Here is a 16,642-nt window from a genome sequence, read left to right on the forward strand (position 1 = left end):
CCCAGACAAAGCGGTGAAGACATGTCGTACAGACACCCCGCAGTCAGAGCTTTATCCAGGCGGTTTTCAATTCAAAGTACTTCTCAAGCGCGTGCAAAGATTTGTCATGCCCGTTCCCGGATTGACCCACGCCCCCAAGCGGAACGGTCAGGTCCGAGCCGCCATAGGTGTTCACATGCATGACCCCGGTCCGCACTTCGGCCACCATGCGATGCGCGCGACTGAGGTTCGAGGTCCAAACTGCGCCTGCGAGCCCATAGACTGTGGCATTGGCAAGCCGGATCGCCTCGGCTTCGTCTTTGAAGGGGGTCACGGCCAAGACTGGGCCGAAGACTTCGTTCTGAAACAGATGATCCGTTTCTTTGACACCTGCCATAACTGTAGGGGACATATAGTAGCCCCCGGTTTCGGTCAGAATGCGGTTTCCGCCCGTACGACGTTCGGCACCTTCAGCTTCGGCCTTGGTAACGAACTCCAAATTGGCCTCTAACTCGGGCAGGCTGTGCACGGCACCAATCTGGCTGTTCAGGTTCAACGGATCACCAACGCGAAAGGCTGCGGCGTAGCGCGTGATCTCGGCGACAAAATCCTCGTAGATGTCCTGCTGCACCAGCAGGCGCGAGCCCGCGATACAGACCTGTCCGGAGTTGCGGAAAATCCCGGCGGCCGAGACCTTTGCAGCTTCCGCCAAATCGGGCGCGTCAGCGAAAACAATATTTGGAGACTTGCCACCCAATTCCAGATAGCAGCGTTTCAGATTGGACCGCGCCGAGTATTCCAGCAGTCGCCGACCTGTCGCGCCGGATCCCGTGAAGACCATGATGTCCACATCCATCGACAAGGCCAAAGCTTCGCCCGCGACCGAACCACGCCCGGTCACCACGTTGAAGACGCCATCCGGAACTCCGGCTTCGGCAGCCAGTTCAGCGATTTTCAACAGGCTGAGCGATGCGCTTTCTGCCGGTTTCAAGACGATGGAGTTGCCCGCTGCAAGGGCAGGGGCGATTTTCCAGCTGCCGATCATCAGCGGGAAGTTCCAGGGCACAATCGCCCCGACAACACCGACAGGCGCATTATGCACGAGGCCCAGAACGTCATGGCTGGTCGGGGCAACCTGACCGTAAACCTTGTCGATGGCTTCGGCATAATACCGGAAGGTGGCGGCAGCCGAGAGCGCCTCGGCCTTATAGGCCATATTGATCTCGGTTCCGTTGTCACGTACGCCCAGCACCGCGATCTCGAGCGCGCGGGATTCGATCAGATCCGCCAGTTTCAGCAGAACCTTCTTGCGTCCTGCAGGGGCCATGCGCGACCACCGGCCATCCTCAAACGCGGTCCGCGCGGCGCGCACCGCTGCATTCACATCCGCCGGGCTGCCCTCGGCGATTTGAGCGAGAGGCTGGCCGTCGATGGGCGACAGCACCTCATGCAGGGCGCCAGTTTCACCGGCACGGAAATCGCCATTGATAAAGTGTCCGCGTGTGGCAATTTCCTGCACGCGCAAGGCATCGATGGAAGACTGATCCATGAAAGCTATCCTTGTTGGTTCGGGTGGTCGGAATCCACGGCCGGGACATGGGGTTCGGGGCGTAGCTTGTTTTTGAACTCGTAGTACAGCGTGCGGAAATGCAGGATCAGGATCAGCACGATCAGGCAGAACAGGATGGCTGCGATGGGCCGGTCGATGAAGTCCAGCGGCGTCTTGACCCGAGCCATTGCGCTGCGAAGCTTGGTTTCCATGATTCCGCCCAAAACCATACCCAGGATGATTGGAACAATTGGCAGATCAAGCCGTTTGAGGATTAGGCCAAAGACACCAAAACCAGCAGCGATCGCGCAATCGGTGATCGAGTTGCGTAAACTATAAACCCCGACAAAGGCTAAGATCAGAATCATCACACCCAGGAAGCGTGTGGGAATCTGAATGATCTTAAGCAGCAGGTTTGTAGAGAACAGCAGAAAGACCAGAACGATCACATTCAGCAGGATCAGCGCCATATATAGGGCCATGACGAAATCCATCTGGTTCTCAAACAGTTGCGGGCCGGGGATCACGTTGTGAACATAGAAGACCGACAGCATCATCGCCGTAAGCGCTTCGCCGGGTATACCGAGGGCGAGTAGGGGGATCATCGCTGCCCCCGGCACGGCGTTGTTCGCGGCTTCGGATGCCACCAACCCTTCGGGCGAGCCATCGCCGAATTTGTCGGGATTTTTCGAGCTTTTCTGAGCATAGGTGTAGGACAGAAACTGCGAAGTGAACTCACCCGTTCCCGGCACCATGCCCATGAATACCCCGATGCTTGAAGAAACGGTAGCGATCCGTTTCAGGCCCAACAGTTCCTTCAAACCTGCAAAGATATTCCCGCTGACGTGAGTGTCTTCTGGTGCGTGGTTCTTTTCCAACAGCAAAAGAAAAGCCTGGCTGAGCGCAAACAGGCCCAGCACAACCACGATCAGGTCAACGCCTGACGCCAGCCAACTTTGATCGAATGTATAGCGGCGCGTATATTTGACGGGCTCCAGTCCGACCGTGTTCAAAAAGACGCCAAATGCAGCAAGCATACCTGCTGCAAAGATCTGTCCTCGATGGGCTAAAACGACCAGAACAATACCTAGCAACGCGGCCAAAAAAATCTCGCGGCTGCCAAAATGCGGGGCGATCATGGCCAACACGGGCGAGAGGACCATCAGGCAGATGATGGCAAAGACCCCCCCGAAGAATGAAGCTGAATAAGCCAGCGATAACGCCCTGTGGCCTTGGCCGCGCTTGGTCATTGGATAGCCATCATAGGTCGTCAGCGCATTGACCGCCGTACCGGGCGTGTTGATCAGGATGGCCGGGATCGCGCCGCCATACATGGATGATCCGTAAATCCCCAACAACAAGGTCAGACCGACGATGGGCTCAAAGGCAAAGGTTGCGGGCAACAGGATGGCGATGGCAACGGCAGCGCCCACACCGGGCAGCGCGCCGATGATGACACCACCGATCGAGCCGATGAACAAGGCCACGATGACCTGCCATTGCAGCAGGATTGAAACACCGGACAGAAGGGTATCCATACGTGCCTCCCTACAAATATGTCAGCGCAAAGGCGCGGATCGAGTCGGGAAGGTATTCATAGACAGCCCCTGCTGGGATTTTGACTTGCAGAAACGCTCGGAACACGATGGTGACGACGAAGCCGAACAGGGCTGCGATGCCGATCGCGCCCGAGCCTCGAAACCCTGAGCGCAGCGTCAGAAACACCGCGAACAACATGGTGGACGGCAGATAGCCAAGCTGTGGCACCAGTAGGACATAAATCAGGAAATAAGCCACATATTCCAGAGACCGGACCCAAAACCCGACCTCGGCCCAACGACCATCGATCCGATCGGATAAGGCAGAGCTGAGCCAATGTAAAAAGCTGAACAAGACCATGCACCACACGGCAACGGTGGGCCACAGACCGGGTTGAGCAAACCATTTGGTCCGCTTGACGACCTGTGTCTGCTCCCCAAGCTGAGACAGCAGAAACACCGAGAAAGCCAGGAACAATACGGCAAAGACAATATCACCCGGACGGCGATACCGTTTGAACATGTCCTGAAGCGTTCTTGCGATCATTTCATCCTCCCAGCCCTATGAAGAAGGCGCGGAAATCACTGCCCGCGCCTCGATCCGGAGTGTTACTCGCCTAGAATCTCTTCTATTTTGGCGAATGACGCTTTATCTTGCTCGATCTGGGCATTCGAAGCATCGGGATCCTGCCAATAGATCAGCGCACCGGTTTCTTCGGCAAGCTTTTTAGCCTTGTCCGATTGCAGTGCTTTTTGGGCTGCGGCGGTGATTTTTTCGCGAACCTCGGGCGGCGTGTCTTTGTGAACAAACAATCCGTTCCACAGCGCCAATGGCAGGTCTGGGTTAAGCTCAACCACTGTCGGCGTATCCGGTACCAGAGCGATCCGGTCGCCGCCGATGCTGGCCAGCACGTTCACTTCATCCAGACAGGGCAGAATAAGCTGGAGCGTGGTGTTGATGACATCAACGTCACCGGACGCCAAGGTGTTGCAGTCCAGCGCATCGAACGCGGCTTCGCTGGCAAAGTCGAAACCGCTGCTGACAGCGGCGGCAAAAGTAACCTGCGTGGGTGGCAGAACCGAGCCAAAGTGGCCGAGTGCCACGTCGTTTGACTTGCCGTGTTCCACCAACTCATCCCAGCTTTGGAACGGGGCGTCTTTGCTCGACGCGATTACGAACGGGTAGGTCAGGAAGATGCCGATCGGTTCAAACGGGTTCGGGTTCAATTCAGGAATACCAATCTCGGGCCCGATGACCGGAACACCAATCACAAACGACCCGATCGTATAGCCATCCGCCGGTGCTGTGGCGACTTCGACTGCGCCGGGGAAAGGACCACCACCGCCGCCGGGCTTGTTCACAACAGCTGCCGGTACCCCGTACATCGCCTGAAATTCATCTGCGATCATTCTGGTCAGGACGTCTTCAAGATCACCCGGAGGCCAAGGAACCACAAAGGATACGGGCTTTTCGGGGTATTCTGCCAAAGCGGCCGTTGCAGAGGCGGCCATCACGGCTGCCGCAATAAACTTTTTCATTTACACCTCCCAGTGTATGGTTCATTATTTGAACCGTGTTAACAATAATAATCTTGCTTTGTTAAGTTCATTCTGTCAAGGATAACATCAACGGAAGGAGGCAAAACACATGGGTGCCGCACTTAATGCCCTAAAAATGCTGGACTTATTCTCAAACACGATGGCCGAAATCGGCCTGAGTCAGGCCGCGCGCCTGTCAGGATTGAACAAGGCGACAGCCCTGCGTCACCTACGAGCGCTTGAAGAATTCGGGTTGATCGAACAAAACCCTCAGTCAAAGACCTATACCATCGGACCAGCTGCGCTGCGGCTTGCGGCACTGCGCGAGATTGCCAAACCCGGCCTTGAAGGCGCGCGCCAAAAAATGCACTTGGCCATGCAGGAGGTTGGCGAAAGCCTGCACCTAACGCTGCTGGAACAGGGCAGCCTGCAAACCGCCATCGTGGTTGAGACAACCAAGCACAGCGTTCGCGTCAGCCTTGATCCAAGCGAGATAATCCCGGTCAACGCGACTGCGGCGGGTCTATGTATGCTCAGCTTTGGCCCACCTTTCCTGCTGGATCGTCTGGATCAGGAAGCGCAGGTACGTTTCACCGAATCCACCCTGACAGACCCGGATCTGATCAAGGAAAAAGTTGCTCTGATCCAGCGGGCTGGCTGGGCCAACAGCAACGGCAGCTACGAAGAAGGTGTTTTTGGTTTTGCAACGCCAATCTTTGGCATCGATCAAATCGCCCTTGGAACCATTTCGATCGCCGTGCCCGAGATTAGAGCCACTTATGAGCGCCTGCCCTTGATCCTGAAATCCCTTCAATCCCTCTCGCGCGATCTGACCGCAAATTTCGGCGGCCAAATGCCCGAGGCCTTTCCAACCGAGTTCCACCCATGAGCGAAAGTGGACAACCCCGGAGAACCGCAACATGAAAGACTCCAACTTTCTTAAGGAGAACAACGCCCGCCATTTCTGGCATCCGATGGCGCACCCGGCCGACAGCCGGAACAACCCTCCGACCATTCTGACCGGCGGGGAAGGAGTTAGCATCATCGATGTGGACGGGCACAAGGCCATCGACGCCGTAGGTGGCCTTTGGAACGTCAACCTGGGCTATTCTTGCGATCCGGTGAAACAGGCGATCGCCGACCAGCTATACGCCCTGCCTTATTATTCGACCTTCCGGGGCACGAGCAACGACAAGGCGATCGAGCTGTCTTACGAACTGGCGCAGTTCTTTGCCCCTGACGGGCTGACACGCGCCTTTTTCACCTCGGGCGGATCGGATTCTGTGGAAATCGCACTAAAGCTTGCGCGTCAGTTCCACAAAGTTCGGGGTGAGCCTGGTCGCACCAAGTTCATCAGCCTTAAGCAAGGATACCACGGAACTCATTTCGCTGCCGCTTCGGTTAACGGCAATCAGAAGTTCCGCGCCGTGTATGAACCCATGATGCCAGGCTGTTTTCATGTGCCTGCGCCTTGGACCTATCGCAACCCGTTTGACGAAACCGACCCTGAACGCCTGGCTCAGCTTTGCGTCAAAGCGCTTGAAGCCGAGATTGCGTTCCAGGGGGCCAACACGGTTGCCGCCTTCATCATGGAGCCGATTTTGGGCGCTGGCGGTGTAATTCCGCCGCACAAAAGCTTTATGCCCATGGTGCGTGAGGTTTGTTCGAAGAACGGTATTCTGCTGATCTCAGACGAAATCATCACGGCGTTTGGTCGAACCGGTAGTGAAAGCGGAGCGAGACATTGGGGCGTCCAGCCTGACATCATGACGACGGCCAAGGCGATCACCAATGGCTATTTCCCGTTTGGCGCCGCGATGATCTCGGGGGCAGTTGCCGAGGTATTTGAAAATGACACAACCGGGTTGGCATCCGTTGATCAGGGATACACCTATTCCGGTCACCCCGTCGGCGCGGCGGCGGCACTGGCGGCTCTTTCAGAAATCAATCGTCTGCGGATTTGGGAAAACGCTGCAGCACGCGGGGATGAGCTGTTCGAGGGCTTGAAGAAACTGGCTGAAAAGCACGAGGTGATCGGTGACGTCCGAGGGGGCGAGGGCCTTATGTGCGCGCTGGAACTGGTCTCGGACCGCGCAAACAAAGCGCCGATTGCCAAACAACTGCCAATACAGGTGCAAAAGGCAGCTTATGAGGATGGTGTGATGGTGCGCGTATCTGGCAACAACATCATCATTTCGCCACCTCTGATTGTCACATCCGACGATGTTGCGAAGATCCTGTCAGCGCTGGATACAGGATTGTCGAGTTTGTAGTCGTCGCGCAGACCCCGCTTGCCAACTGGCGGGGTCAAACCTTAACAGCTTGCAGCTCTTCAAGCAGGTCCAGTAGCTCATCAAGCTTCTCTCGCCCCATCTGCGCCTCAATACTATTTGAAATGGCCAATGACGCTTGCAGGTTGTCTTTCAAAATCTGCCGACCCGCATCTGTAATCATCACCATCGTCCGCCTTTTATCCTGGCTGTCCTGACGACGTGTGACCTGCCCATCGGCTTCCATGCTGCGCAATATTCGCGTCAGGCTGGGCAGCAACAGACAAGCTTCTTTGGCGATAGCGCTTTGCTCGACCTCGCCAAGCTCATCCAGTACGCGCAGGACGCGCCATTTTTGCTCGGATATCTGTATATCCTGCAGCATGTCCCTGATGGGGGCCATGATCGTTTCGCGGGCGCGCAATAATGCAATGGGAAGCGACCTTGAGGTGCTCTTGGTATGGCTTTGAGTGTTCATGCCGCCTTCTAGTGTGCTGCCCCAGGAAATGCAAAGATTAACAACGCAACTTCTTGACGACATAATCTCATAATGCTAAACATGTTAATTAATAACGGAGGAATCATGCCGCATTTTCACGTCGAATATTCCGGGAATCTGGAAGACAGGATCGACATGGGCGGTCTGTGCGATTGCATCCGTGCAACGGCCGCTGAGATTGACACCTTTCCGCTAGCAGGCATTCGCGTCCGAGCGATCCGTGTTGATCACCATGCCATCGCAGACGGAAATCCAAAGCATGGGTTCATCGATATCTCGATCCGGCTGCGGGCCGGTCGTTCGCAGGCCGACAAGAAGGACGCAACGCAGCGCATCTTCGAGGCGGCCCGAACTTATCTGGAGCCCGCCATGAGCCAGCATTCCATCGCGCTGTCGCTTGAGATGCGCGACATCGATCCCGACCTCTCCCCCAAAACCGGCACGATCCGCGACCATCTGGAGGCCTGACCATGAGTGACCTGCACAAGAATATTGAACGGCTTGATGGTTTCCTTGCCCGTTTCAAGAGGACTGGGATAAAGAACCGGATCGCAGGAGAAGATCAAGATGGGTCAGCAGGGGTGTTTCAGTCGATCTCTCCGGTGGACAAATCGGTGATCTGCGACGTTGCCCATGGCACGGCGGAAGATATCGATACGGCGGCACAGGCCGCGCATAATGCCTTTGCAGACTGGCGCGACATGCCCGCTACGGAGCGCCGCCGGATATTGCTTAAAGTTGCAGATGGCATTGAGGCAAGAGCCGAAGAGATCGCGCTGTGCGAATGCTGGGATACCGGTCAGACCCTGCGCTTTATGTCCAAAGCCGCTCTGCGAGGGGCTGAGAATTTTCGCTATTTTGCCGATCAGGTGGTTCAGGCGCGGGATGGTCAACACCTGAAATCACCGACACTGATGAACATAACCACCCGCGTCCCAATCGGGCCCGTTGGTGTCATCACGCCGTGGAACACCCCGTTCATGCTTTCGACATGGAAGATCGCTCCGGCACTGGCCGCTGGCTGTACGGTCGTCCACAAACCGGCTGAAGATTCACCGCTGTCTGCGCGGCTATTGGTCGAAATCGCGGAAGAGGCCGGTCTGCCCAAGGGTGTGCTGAACACTGTCAACGGTTTTGGTCCAGACGCCGGTAAGCGGCTGACCGAACATCCATTGATCAAAGCCATTGCCTTTGTCGGTGAAAGCCGTACGGGCAGCATCATAACCAAGCAAGGCGCAGATACGCTGAAACGGATGCATCTGGAGTTGGGCGGTAAGAACCCGGTAATCGTCTTTGACGACGCCGACTTGGATCGCGCGCTGGATGCGGTGATCTTCATGATCTATTCGATCAACGGCGAACGCTGCACGTCTTCTTCGCGGTTGCTGGTACAAGATACAATCAAGGAAGAGTTCGAAGCCAAGCTGATCGAGCGCGTGAACAATATCAAAGTCGGCCACCCGTTGGACCCTGCAACCGAGATTGGCCCTCTTGTAACGGAAGAGCATTACAACAAGGTCACTTCATACTTCGACATCGCCAAGGAAGACGGCGCGACCGTCGCGGCCGGTGGCGTCAAGGTGGGCGAAGAGGGGTACTTCGTACGGCCCACCCTGTTTACTAACGCTAACAATCAAATGCGCATCGCACGCGAGGAAATCTTTGGCCCTGTCCTGACCGTGATCCCGTTCTCGACTGAGGAGGAGGCGCTGCAGATCGCAAATGACACGCAATATGGTCTGACCGGCTATGTCTGGACCAACGATCTGACCCGCGCGTTACGTTTCACGGACAAGCTTGAGGCCGGAATGATCTGGGTGAACTCGGAAAACGTGCGCCATCTGCCCACACCGTTTGGCGGGGTCAAAGCGTCTGGCATCGGTCGCGATGGCGGCGACTGGAGCTTTGAGTTCTACATGGAACAAAAGCATGTCGGCTTTGCCACAGGCCAGCACAAGATCATGCAATTGGGTAAGCTATAGCGGCCCCTCAGACGACAATCGCGCGAAAAACCTTAACTCCAGGAGCAGACCATGGGAGAAATCGTTCTTGCCGCCAAAATGACCCATGTGCCGACTCTGCTCATGTCTGAGCAGGAAGGCCCGGTTAAAGGCAAACGCCAGCCTGCCATTGATGGTCACCGCAAAATCGCGCGCCGTGCAAAAGCGCTGGGGGCGACCACGGTGATCATCTGCGACACGCATTGGGTGATCAATGCCGGGTTCCACATCAACGCCAATGAAAAATTCGAAGGTCTGTTCACGTCGAACGAGTTCCCGCAGTTCATCCAGGACCTGCCCTATTCCTATGAGGGCAATCCTGAAATGGGTGATGCCATCGCAAAGATCGCGTCGGACAAAGGCGTATACACTTTAGCGCATCACTTGGACAGTCTCGAACTGGAATACGGTACGCTGGTCCCGATGCGCTTCATGAGCCGCGAGCATGATATGAAAGTCGTCTCAGTCGCGGCCTGGGCCACGGTGCATAGCCATGACGAAAGCAGGGTCATTGGTGAGGCCATCCGTGAAGCGGTTGAGGCCAGTAATGAAAAGGTGCTGTTGGTCGCGTCAGGCTCGTTGTCGCACAAGATCTGGGCGAACAAGGATTATGCCGCCAATAACGGCACTTTCACCATCAGCTCGGAATTCAACCGTCAGATGGACTTGCATGTGCTTGAGATGTGGAAGAACGGCGATCATGCCACGTTCCTGAAGATGCTGGGCGATTATGCCAATTTCTGCTGCGGCGAAGGCTCGATGCACGACACGTCGATGCTTTACGGCGCGCTGGGGTGGGATACCTATGACAAGAAATGCGAGGTTGTGACTGAGTATTTCCCAAGCTCCGGCACTGGTCAGACCAACGTCATCTTCCCCGTTTAACAGGAGGTTTCAATGCCCGTTCCAGCCCCCAACCTGTACCCCGACTTCAACACGATCCGGCTGAGCCATGTTTGCCTGAACGTCAGCGATCTTGTTGCTTCGCGCAAATTCTACTCGGATATTCTGGGTTTGCAGGTCTCGGACGAAAGCGACACACATGTCTACCTGCGCGCTATGGAGGAACGTGGACATCATTGTGTGATCCTGCAGAAATCCGATCAGCCGGCGACTGTCGAGGTCATGGGCTTCAAAACATTCGACGAGGATGATTTGGATCGGGCCGAGGCGTATTTTATATCCAAAGGCCGACCGACCTCATGGGTTGATCGCCCTTATCAGGGCCGGACTCTGTTAACTTCGGACAATATGGGCATACCGCTAGAGTTCTATCACAAGATGGATCGCCTGGAGCCGATCCATCAGAAATACGCGCTCTATCGTGGTGTGAAACCGTTGCGGATCGATCACTTCAACTGCTTCTCGACCAATGTCGATGACAGTGTCGCATTCTACAGTGATTTGGGGTTCCGCGTGACCGAGTATACGGAAGACGAAGACAGCAAGAAACTGTGGGCCGCGTGGATGCACCGCAAGGGTGGGGTGCATGATATGGCCTTCACCAATGGCAAAGGCCCACGTATGCACCACGTGGCCTTCTGGGTGCCAACACCGCTGAACATCATCGATCTGCTCGATCTAATGGCCACCACCGGCTATGTGGACAACATCGAACGCGGCCCGGGGCGACATGGTATTTCGAATGCTTTCTTCCTGTATATACTCGATCCCGACGGACACCGGATTGAGATTTATTGCTCGGATTATCAGACCGTTGACCCCGATCTGGAGCCGATCAAATGGGACCTGAAGGACCCGCAGCGTCAGACGCTCTGGGGCGCTCCGGCGCCGCGCAGTTGGTTTGAACACGGCACATCCTTTGTCGGTGTGGATGTAAACGAGCCAGACCTGTCTGCGTCTCCCATCATCGCACCGTAAGCAAAGTATGCTTGATCTAAAACATCTTAGTATGGGCGGGTTCCATAACGCCGAGGAGGCCTGATGCGCATTGCAACCTACACTGCCAACGGTGAAACATTTTTTGGTGCGATCACTGATGAAGGCGCGGTCGCACTAAACAGCGAATTTGCAGAGTTCAAAAGCCTCTACGAGGTTGTCGCCGCTGGGGCGTTTGGCCAATTGGCCGAGGCTGCCGAAGGAAAGCCGGTAACCCATACGGATTTCACCTTTGAGATGGTGATGCCGGACGTTCGTCGCATTCTGTGCGTTGGTGTGAACTTCCCCGATCGCAACGCGGAATACAAAGATGGAAGCGCCCAGCCGAAATACATGTCGCTATTTCCGCGCTTCTCCAGCGGATTTACTGGTCATAATCGCCCGCTGATCCGACCGCCTGAAAATCACACTCTGGACTACGAGGGTGAAGTGGCCATCGTGATCGGCAAAGCAGGCCGCCGGATTTCGCAGGACGATGCTTATGGCCATATTGCAGCCCTGACCTTGTGCAACGAAGGTACGATCCGCGATTGGGTTCGGCACGCCAAGTTCAACGTCACCCAAGGCAAGAACTGGGACAAATCGGGTGCCATCGGCCCTTGGCTGGTCCCTTTCACTGATGCCGCGCAACTGGATGGCGCCCGCATCCAGACCCATGTGAATGGTGAGTTGCGTCAGGACGATACGTTGAACCGAATGATGTTTCCGATCCGGCGCGAGATTGAATACATATCAACCTTTATGACGCTTCAACCGGGCGATATCATCGTTACCGGCACCCCAACCGGCGCAGGTGCACGATTTGATCCGCCAAAATACTTGGCTCCCGGCGATGTGGTCGAGGTTTCCGTCGATGGGATCGGCACCCTGCGCAACACCATCGAGGATGAGCAGATATGACCCCCGAAGACCATGCGCGCGCTGCCGCCGATCTGCTGAACGCGGAAAGGACGCGACAGCAGATCGGTCTACTGACATTGCGGTATCCCGAAATGGCGATGGATGACGCTTATGAAGTGCAGAATGCCATCTATCGGGCCAAGCTGGCGGAAGGTCGCAAGGTCATCGGCTGGAAGATCGGGCTGACCTCGAAAGCGATGCAATATGCTTTGAATATCGACATTCCTGATAGTGGTATCCTGTTTGACAACATGGCCTTTGAAAATGGCGGGACCGTTCCCGCAGGTCGTTTCATCCAACCCCGGATCGAAGCCGAGATCGCCTTTGTCATGAAAGAAGCCATTGGTGGCGCCGATGTGAGCCGCGATCAGGTTTTGCGGGCGACCGACTATGTTACTCCGTCCATTGAAATCCTCGACACGCGTATAAAGCGGGCAGACCCTGAGACTGGAAAGTCACGCACAGTATTCGACACGATCAGCGACAACGCCGCAAATGCCGGCATTGTACTAGGGGCGGAACGCCACCCAGCGGATGCGTTTGACCTGCGATGGGTAGGGGCCCTAACCTTCCGCAACGGTGAAATCGAGGAAACCGGCCTGGGTGCGGGCGTATTGAATGATCCGGTCGAAAGTGTGGTCTGGTTGGCCCGTCGCATGGCGCAATACGGCCAGAGCATTGAACCCGGCCACGTAATCCTGTCCGGCAGCTTCATTCGCCCGATCGAATGCCCATCGGGTGCGGAAATCCACGCCGATTTCGGATCGTTCGGATCCGTCGACATCAATTTTGCCTAAAGGAGCAGCGACATGCCCGCACCAAAGAACACCTTTAAGGCCGCATTAAAGGCTGGAAAGCCTCAGGTCGGGTGCTGGATCGGAATGGCCGACGCATATGCAGCAGAAATTTCCGCGACCGCAGGGTTCGATTGGTTGTTGGTCGATGGCGAACACGCACCAAACGACCTGCGCTCGACCCTTGAACAGGTGCGAGTGATCGAAAGTTCGGGCAGCGCGCCCGTTGCACGTCTACCGATTGGTGAGACATGGATGATCAAGCAATATCTCGATGCGGGTGTTCAGAGTATTCTGGTGCCGATGGTCGAAAGCGCTGATCAGGCGCGCGAACTGGTACGCGCGGTGCAATACCCCCCACACGGCGTCCGAGGTGTGGGATCATCCCTTGCGCGGGCTTCGCAATTTGCCGAGATCACGGACTACCTCGATACGGCGGATGAGCAGATTTGTCTGCTGCTGCAGGTTGAGAACAACGCGGGCATGGCCGCTCTGGACGACATTCTGACGATTGATGGAGTAGACGGAGTTTTTATCGGACCTGCAGATCTGGCCGCCGACATGGGTCATATCGGCAACGCCGGGCATCCAGATGTTGTAGGGGCCATTGAAGACGCGCTGACCCGCATCGTCGCGGCAGGTAAAGCCGCGGGTATCCTAACACTGGACCCTGCAATGCAGCGTAGGTGTCTTGAGATCGGCGTGACCTTTCTGGCCACTGAAATTGACGTCACCCTTTTCGCAAAAAGCATGCGCGCCAAAGCGCAAAACGGCCTCGCGCTTTTGCCGCGACAGAACGCAATCGGATCGGCGACAACAGAAAATGCCAGCAAGTACTTACAGCAATTGTGTAAACATTGGTCACATAAGGGACAGGTCGAGTTCGATGTAAATACTGGAACCGTTTTTTTTGACAGTGGTAATGCCGTCGAACTAAAGGCGACGCCAGTAGCACTGGAAGTTCGCGCCTCGGCGCAGCCACGCGATGACTTGGACAGTTGGAAGACAGTGATTTCCGATCACCTGAAACGGTTTGCCTTTCGCGAAGAGTTTGAACTGAACTGGGATGACTAGCGACTTTTGCTAAGCTGGATATCGCAGAAAAACAAAGAGGCCCTTCAGGAACTTTGTTTTTGGTCGGAGTGAGAGGATTCGAACCTCCGACCCCTGCCTCCCGAAGGCGGGTTCCCAGGGTGAAAGTAAACAAAATAAGGGCTTTGAATGCCAACCATTGCACTTCAGTGGCGGATAGCGCTGCGATAACGTTGCGGTTTCATTGCGAGCAGACCCGGCCCACTTATGCACGGTGAAGAGTTCTGCCATGGGTCAGGCCATTCACTTTCTCCAGGATAGCGTCTGCGTCAATGCAGTGGTGGCGATATAGATTGCCGATCGTTCCGGTCTGACCGAAATGCTCGACGCCCATGGGAATAGTCTGATGCCCAAGCACTGCGCCGAGCCAGGATAGAGTTGCAGGATGACCATCGATAACGGTGACAAGCTTGCAGTGTGGCGGAAGGTCGGACATCAGCGCTTCGATGTGGGAGCGTGCCGCTTTGTTACCGCGAGAACGCGCTCGTTGAGCGGCGGTCCATCCGGCATTCAGGCGATCTGCGGATGTCACGGCCAATACACCTATGTCGCGACGGCCTTCACCAATCATACCGGCAGCCTTGATTGCCTCCGGTGCCACGGCTCCTTGATAAGCGACAACAACTTCGCAATTGGGCCCGGGTTCTCGCAACCAATAGGCCCCATCAATGGCACCTTGGCGGAACTCGTCGTCGACACGCTTTCCAGGCTGTTCAATCGGGTTGGTGGTCAGGCGCAGGTAGACAGACCCTCCGATTTCATCGCGCAGCCATGTGCGCTCGTCGGGCTGCCCTTCGCCATCGCGCTGCAGGTAGTCGAAGGCCCATTCCATAATCACCGCTAGTTCGTCGGCAAAGGCGGGCTCAAAAGCGGCCAACCCATCTTGGCTCATACCGATGAGTGGTGTTCCAACGGACTGATGTGCTCCACCTTCAGGTGCGAGTGTGACGCCGGAAGGTGTGCCAACCAGCATGAAACGCGCGTCCTGATAGCAGGCGTAATTCAGCGCATCGAGGCCGCGGCTGACAAATGGATCATAGACGGTGCCAATTGGGATCAGCCGCTTACCGAACAGGGAATGCGACAGTCCCGCCGCTCCCAGAAGCAACATGAGGTTCATTTCGGCGATACCAAGCTCGATATGCTGCCCGTCCGGAGTGAATTCCCATTTCGCCGTCGAAGGGATCCGGTGTTCTATGAAGGCGTCGGCTTGTTCGGATCGGGCGAACAGTTTGCGCCGGTTCACCCAAGGACCAAGGCTTGTCGTGCCAGTCACATCCGGAGAGGTTGTCACAATGCGTTCAGCCAATGGGCTGTCGCCTTTTGATAGATCGTCTAGGATCTTGCCAAACGCCATCTGGGTCGAGATTTCGCGACTGGTGTCGATTTCGATTGGCGGCACATCCAATTTGTCATCAAAATAGCGGCGCGGACCTTTGGCAAAGAACGGGGTGCTGGCCAGAAAATCTTTGAATGCGTCTGGATCTTGCACCGTCGCGAGCGGCTCCCATTCTTCGCCCTTCGGCACACCCATATGCGACTGCCACGAGGCGAATTGGCTATTGTTCATCAGCCCGCCGTGATTGTCCTTGTGGCCTGCGATGGGGGTGCCCCATCCTTTGACTGTATAGGCCAGGAAGCATGTCGGGCGATCATGATCGATGGCGGCAAATGTCTGGGCCATGGTCTCGACGCAGTTGCCGCCGAGGTTCTCCATAAGGGCTGCAAGCTCTGCATCCGTCCGCCTTTCAATCAAGGCAGTCACATCCCCCTGATCCCCCAGATCGTCCATGAGACGCTGTCGCCAATTCGCACCACCCATAAAAGTCAACGCCGAGTAGTCCTGGTTTGGGCAAGCGTCGATCCAATCACGCAGGCGGTTGCCGCCGGGCTCTTCAAAGGCCGCGCGTTGAAGAACTCCGTATTTTACTCGCACGACATCCCAACTGAATGCATCGAAGATTTTCTCGATCCGTTCGAACAGTCCTTCTCGGACGATACCGTCCAGCGATTGTCGGTTGTAATCGATGATCCACCACGTGTTTCGTAGGTCGTTTTTCCAGCCTTCCTGCAACGCCTCATAGACGTTGCCTTCGTCCAGTTCGGCATCGCCAACAAGTGCCACCATACGCCCCATCGGGGCGTCTGAACCCCAGCTTTTGGCCTTGATGTAGTCCTGAATGATCGAGGCAAACGAGGTGATCGCGACACCTAAACCTACAGACCCGGTCGAGAAATCAACATCGTCAATGTCCTTGGTCCGGCTGGGATAACTTTGCACACCGCCAAATCCGCGGAAATTCTCCATCTTCTCGCGGGTCTGATTACCCATGAGATACTGCATCGCATGAAACACCGGCGACGCATGCGGTTTTACTGCAACCCGGTCCTCAGAGCGTAGGGCCGAGAAGTAGAGCGCGGTCATGATCGATACCATCGACGCAGACGAAGCCTGATGGCCACCAATCTTGATCCCGTCCACCTTTGGTCGGACATGGTTGGCATGGTGGATCATCCAATGAGACAACCACAGCAGGCGCTGTTCGACGATCTTTAGTTGGGTGGGATCAATGTGCATGGTGG

At 55.9% G+C, this 16,642-nt stretch carries 15 protein-coding genes; 9 read left to right on the forward strand and 6 right to left on the reverse strand.

Annotated features, from left to right (window positions below; genetic code table 11):
* Positions 1 to 43: 43 nt before the first annotated feature.
* The 4 genes from ACR0BT_RS07875 to ACR0BT_RS07890 all read right to left on the reverse strand — a co-directional run bounded on the left by ACR0BT_RS07875 (position 44) and on the right by ACR0BT_RS07890 (position 4,605).
* On the reverse strand, positions 44 to 1,528 hold the full coding sequence (locus ACR0BT_RS07875) for an aldehyde dehydrogenase (RefSeq protein WP_480762882.1): 1,485 nt from the start codon (positions 1,526 to 1,528) through the stop codon (positions 44 to 46).
* A gap of 5 nt (positions 1,529 to 1,533) precedes the next feature.
* Positions 1,534 to 3,066 carry a tripartite tricarboxylate transporter permease gene (locus tag ACR0BT_RS07880; RefSeq protein ID WP_170509171.1) on the reverse strand — a complete coding sequence of 511 codons (1,533 nt, stop codon included), beginning with the start codon at positions 3,064 to 3,066 and terminating at the stop codon, positions 1,534 to 1,536.
* Positions 3,067 to 3,076: 10 nt separating this feature from the next.
* Positions 3,077 to 3,613 (reverse strand): tripartite tricarboxylate transporter TctB family protein, encoded by a 537-nt coding sequence (locus ACR0BT_RS07885; protein WP_170394014.1) that lies wholly within the window; start codon positions 3,611 to 3,613, stop codon positions 3,077 to 3,079.
* Between the two features lie 62 nt (positions 3,614 to 3,675).
* Positions 3,676 to 4,605 carry a tripartite tricarboxylate transporter substrate binding protein gene (locus ACR0BT_RS07890; protein WP_170732666.1) on the reverse strand — a complete coding sequence of 310 codons (930 nt, stop codon included), beginning with the start codon at positions 4,603 to 4,605 and terminating at the stop codon, positions 3,676 to 3,678.
* A 109-nt stretch (positions 4,606 to 4,714) separates the two neighbouring features.
* Between ACR0BT_RS07890 and ACR0BT_RS07895 the strand changes: the two genes are divergently transcribed.
* Together ACR0BT_RS07895 and ACR0BT_RS07900 are read left to right on the forward strand one after the other, a co-directional pair.
* Positions 4,715 to 5,494 carry an IclR family transcriptional regulator gene (locus ACR0BT_RS07895; protein WP_170596484.1) on the forward strand — a complete coding sequence of 260 codons (780 nt, stop codon included), beginning with the start codon at positions 4,715 to 4,717 and terminating at the stop codon, positions 5,492 to 5,494.
* Between the two features lie 31 nt (positions 5,495 to 5,525).
* Positions 5,526 to 6,878: an aminotransferase class III-fold pyridoxal phosphate-dependent enzyme gene (locus tag ACR0BT_RS07900; RefSeq protein WP_170663429.1), complete on the forward strand. Its 1,353-nt coding sequence runs from the start codon at positions 5,526 to 5,528 to the stop codon at positions 6,876 to 6,878.
* A 34-nt stretch (positions 6,879 to 6,912) separates the two neighbouring features.
* Here ACR0BT_RS07900 and hpaR read toward each other — a convergent pair whose 3' ends face one another.
* Positions 6,913 to 7,353: a homoprotocatechuate degradation operon regulator HpaR gene (gene hpaR / locus ACR0BT_RS07905; protein WP_170394006.1), complete on the reverse strand. Its 441-nt coding sequence runs from the start codon at positions 7,351 to 7,353 to the stop codon at positions 6,913 to 6,915.
* 105 nt (positions 7,354 to 7,458) lie between these two features.
* Between hpaR and ACR0BT_RS07910 the strand changes: the two genes are divergently transcribed.
* The 7 genes from ACR0BT_RS07910 to ACR0BT_RS07940 all read left to right on the forward strand — a co-directional run bounded on the left by ACR0BT_RS07910 (position 7,459) and on the right by ACR0BT_RS07940 (position 14,041).
* The gene (locus tag ACR0BT_RS07910) at positions 7,459 to 7,842 is read left to right on the forward strand and encodes a 5-carboxymethyl-2-hydroxymuconate Delta-isomerase (protein WP_170596489.1); all 384 of its coding nucleotides are present in this window, start codon (positions 7,459 to 7,461) and stop codon (positions 7,840 to 7,842) included.
* Positions 7,843 to 7,844: 2 nt separating this feature from the next.
* Positions 7,845 to 9,356 carry a 5-carboxymethyl-2-hydroxymuconate semialdehyde dehydrogenase gene (gene hpaE, locus ACR0BT_RS07915; RefSeq protein WP_170663431.1) on the forward strand — a complete coding sequence of 504 codons (1,512 nt, stop codon included), beginning with the start codon at positions 7,845 to 7,847 and terminating at the stop codon, positions 9,354 to 9,356.
* Positions 9,357 to 9,407: 51 nt separating this feature from the next.
* Positions 9,408 to 10,259 (forward strand): 3,4-dihydroxyphenylacetate 2,3-dioxygenase, encoded by an 852-nt coding sequence (hpaD, locus tag ACR0BT_RS07920; RefSeq protein ID WP_480762883.1) that lies wholly within the window; start codon positions 9,408 to 9,410, stop codon positions 10,257 to 10,259.
* Between the two features lie 12 nt (positions 10,260 to 10,271).
* Complete coding sequence (hpaD, locus tag ACR0BT_RS07925; protein ID WP_480762884.1) at positions 10,272 to 11,255, forward strand: 3,4-dihydroxyphenylacetate 2,3-dioxygenase; 984 nt, start codon at positions 10,272 to 10,274, stop codon at positions 11,253 to 11,255.
* Positions 11,256 to 11,318: 63 nt separating this feature from the next.
* Positions 11,319 to 12,173 carry a fumarylacetoacetate hydrolase family protein gene (locus ACR0BT_RS07930; protein ID WP_170422688.1) on the forward strand — a complete coding sequence of 285 codons (855 nt, stop codon included), beginning with the start codon at positions 11,319 to 11,321 and terminating at the stop codon, positions 12,171 to 12,173.
* On the forward strand, positions 12,170 to 12,970 hold the full coding sequence (gene hpaH, locus ACR0BT_RS07935; protein WP_480762885.1) for a 2-oxo-hept-4-ene-1,7-dioate hydratase: 801 nt from the start codon (positions 12,170 to 12,172) through the stop codon (positions 12,968 to 12,970). The genes ACR0BT_RS07930 and hpaH overlap by 4 nt, the downstream gene beginning before the upstream one ends.
* 12 nt (positions 12,971 to 12,982) lie before the next feature.
* Positions 12,983 to 14,041, forward strand: a complete 1,059-nt coding sequence (locus ACR0BT_RS07940) for an aldolase/citrate lyase family protein (protein WP_480762886.1) — start codon at positions 12,983 to 12,985, stop codon at positions 14,039 to 14,041.
* Between the two features lie 223 nt (positions 14,042 to 14,264).
* Here ACR0BT_RS07940 and ACR0BT_RS07945 read toward each other — a convergent pair whose 3' ends face one another.
* Complete coding sequence (locus tag ACR0BT_RS07945; protein WP_480762887.1) at positions 14,265 to 16,637, reverse strand: 1-deoxy-D-xylulose-5-phosphate synthase N-terminal domain-containing protein; 2,373 nt, start codon at positions 16,635 to 16,637, stop codon at positions 14,265 to 14,267.
* Between the last annotated feature and the right edge of the window lie 5 nt (positions 16,638 to 16,642).

The sequence above is a fragment of the Ruegeria sp. CJ6 genome (genome assembly GCF_056536665.1).

What these genes read in the sequence shown, in the direction of transcription:
- hpaD (WP_480762884.1), top strand. Translation starts at nt 10,272, where the DNA reads ATGCCCGTTCCAGCCCCCAACCTGTACCCCGACTTCAACACGATCCGG.
- ACR0BT_RS07880 (WP_170509171.1), bottom strand. Translation starts at nt 3,066, where the DNA reads ATGGATACCCTTCTGTCCGGTGTTTCAATCCTGCTGCAATGGCAGGTC.
- hpaH (WP_480762885.1), top strand. Translation starts at nt 12,170, where the DNA reads ATGACCCCCGAAGACCATGCGCGCGCTGCCGCCGATCTGCTGAACGCG.
- ACR0BT_RS07890 (WP_170732666.1), bottom strand. Translation starts at nt 4,605, where the DNA reads ATGAAAAAGTTTATTGCGGCAGCCGTGATGGCCGCCTCTGCAACGGCC.
- ACR0BT_RS07940 (WP_480762886.1), top strand. Translation starts at nt 12,983, where the DNA reads ATGCCCGCACCAAAGAACACCTTTAAGGCCGCATTAAAGGCTGGAAAG.
- ACR0BT_RS07930 (WP_170422688.1), top strand. Translation starts at nt 11,319, where the DNA reads ATGCGCATTGCAACCTACACTGCCAACGGTGAAACATTTTTTGGTGCG.
- ACR0BT_RS07945 (WP_480762887.1), bottom strand. Translation starts at nt 16,637, where the DNA reads ATGCACATTGATCCCACCCAACTAAAGATCGTCGAACAGCGCCTGCTG.
- hpaD (WP_480762883.1), top strand. Translation starts at nt 9,408, where the DNA reads ATGGGAGAAATCGTTCTTGCCGCCAAAATGACCCATGTGCCGACTCTG.
- ACR0BT_RS07895 (WP_170596484.1), top strand. Translation starts at nt 4,715, where the DNA reads ATGGGTGCCGCACTTAATGCCCTAAAAATGCTGGACTTATTCTCAAAC.
- ACR0BT_RS07885 (WP_170394014.1), bottom strand. Translation starts at nt 3,613, where the DNA reads ATGATCGCAAGAACGCTTCAGGACATGTTCAAACGGTATCGCCGTCCG.
- hpaR (WP_170394006.1), bottom strand. Translation starts at nt 7,353, where the DNA reads ATGAACACTCAAAGCCATACCAAGAGCACCTCAAGGTCGCTTCCCATT.
- hpaE (WP_170663431.1), top strand. Translation starts at nt 7,845, where the DNA reads ATGAGTGACCTGCACAAGAATATTGAACGGCTTGATGGTTTCCTTGCC.
- ACR0BT_RS07910 (WP_170596489.1), top strand. Translation starts at nt 7,459, where the DNA reads ATGCCGCATTTTCACGTCGAATATTCCGGGAATCTGGAAGACAGGATC.
- ACR0BT_RS07900 (WP_170663429.1), top strand. Translation starts at nt 5,526, where the DNA reads ATGAAAGACTCCAACTTTCTTAAGGAGAACAACGCCCGCCATTTCTGG.
- ACR0BT_RS07875 (WP_480762882.1), bottom strand. Translation starts at nt 1,528, where the DNA reads ATGGATCAGTCTTCCATCGATGCCTTGCGCGTGCAGGAAATTGCCACA.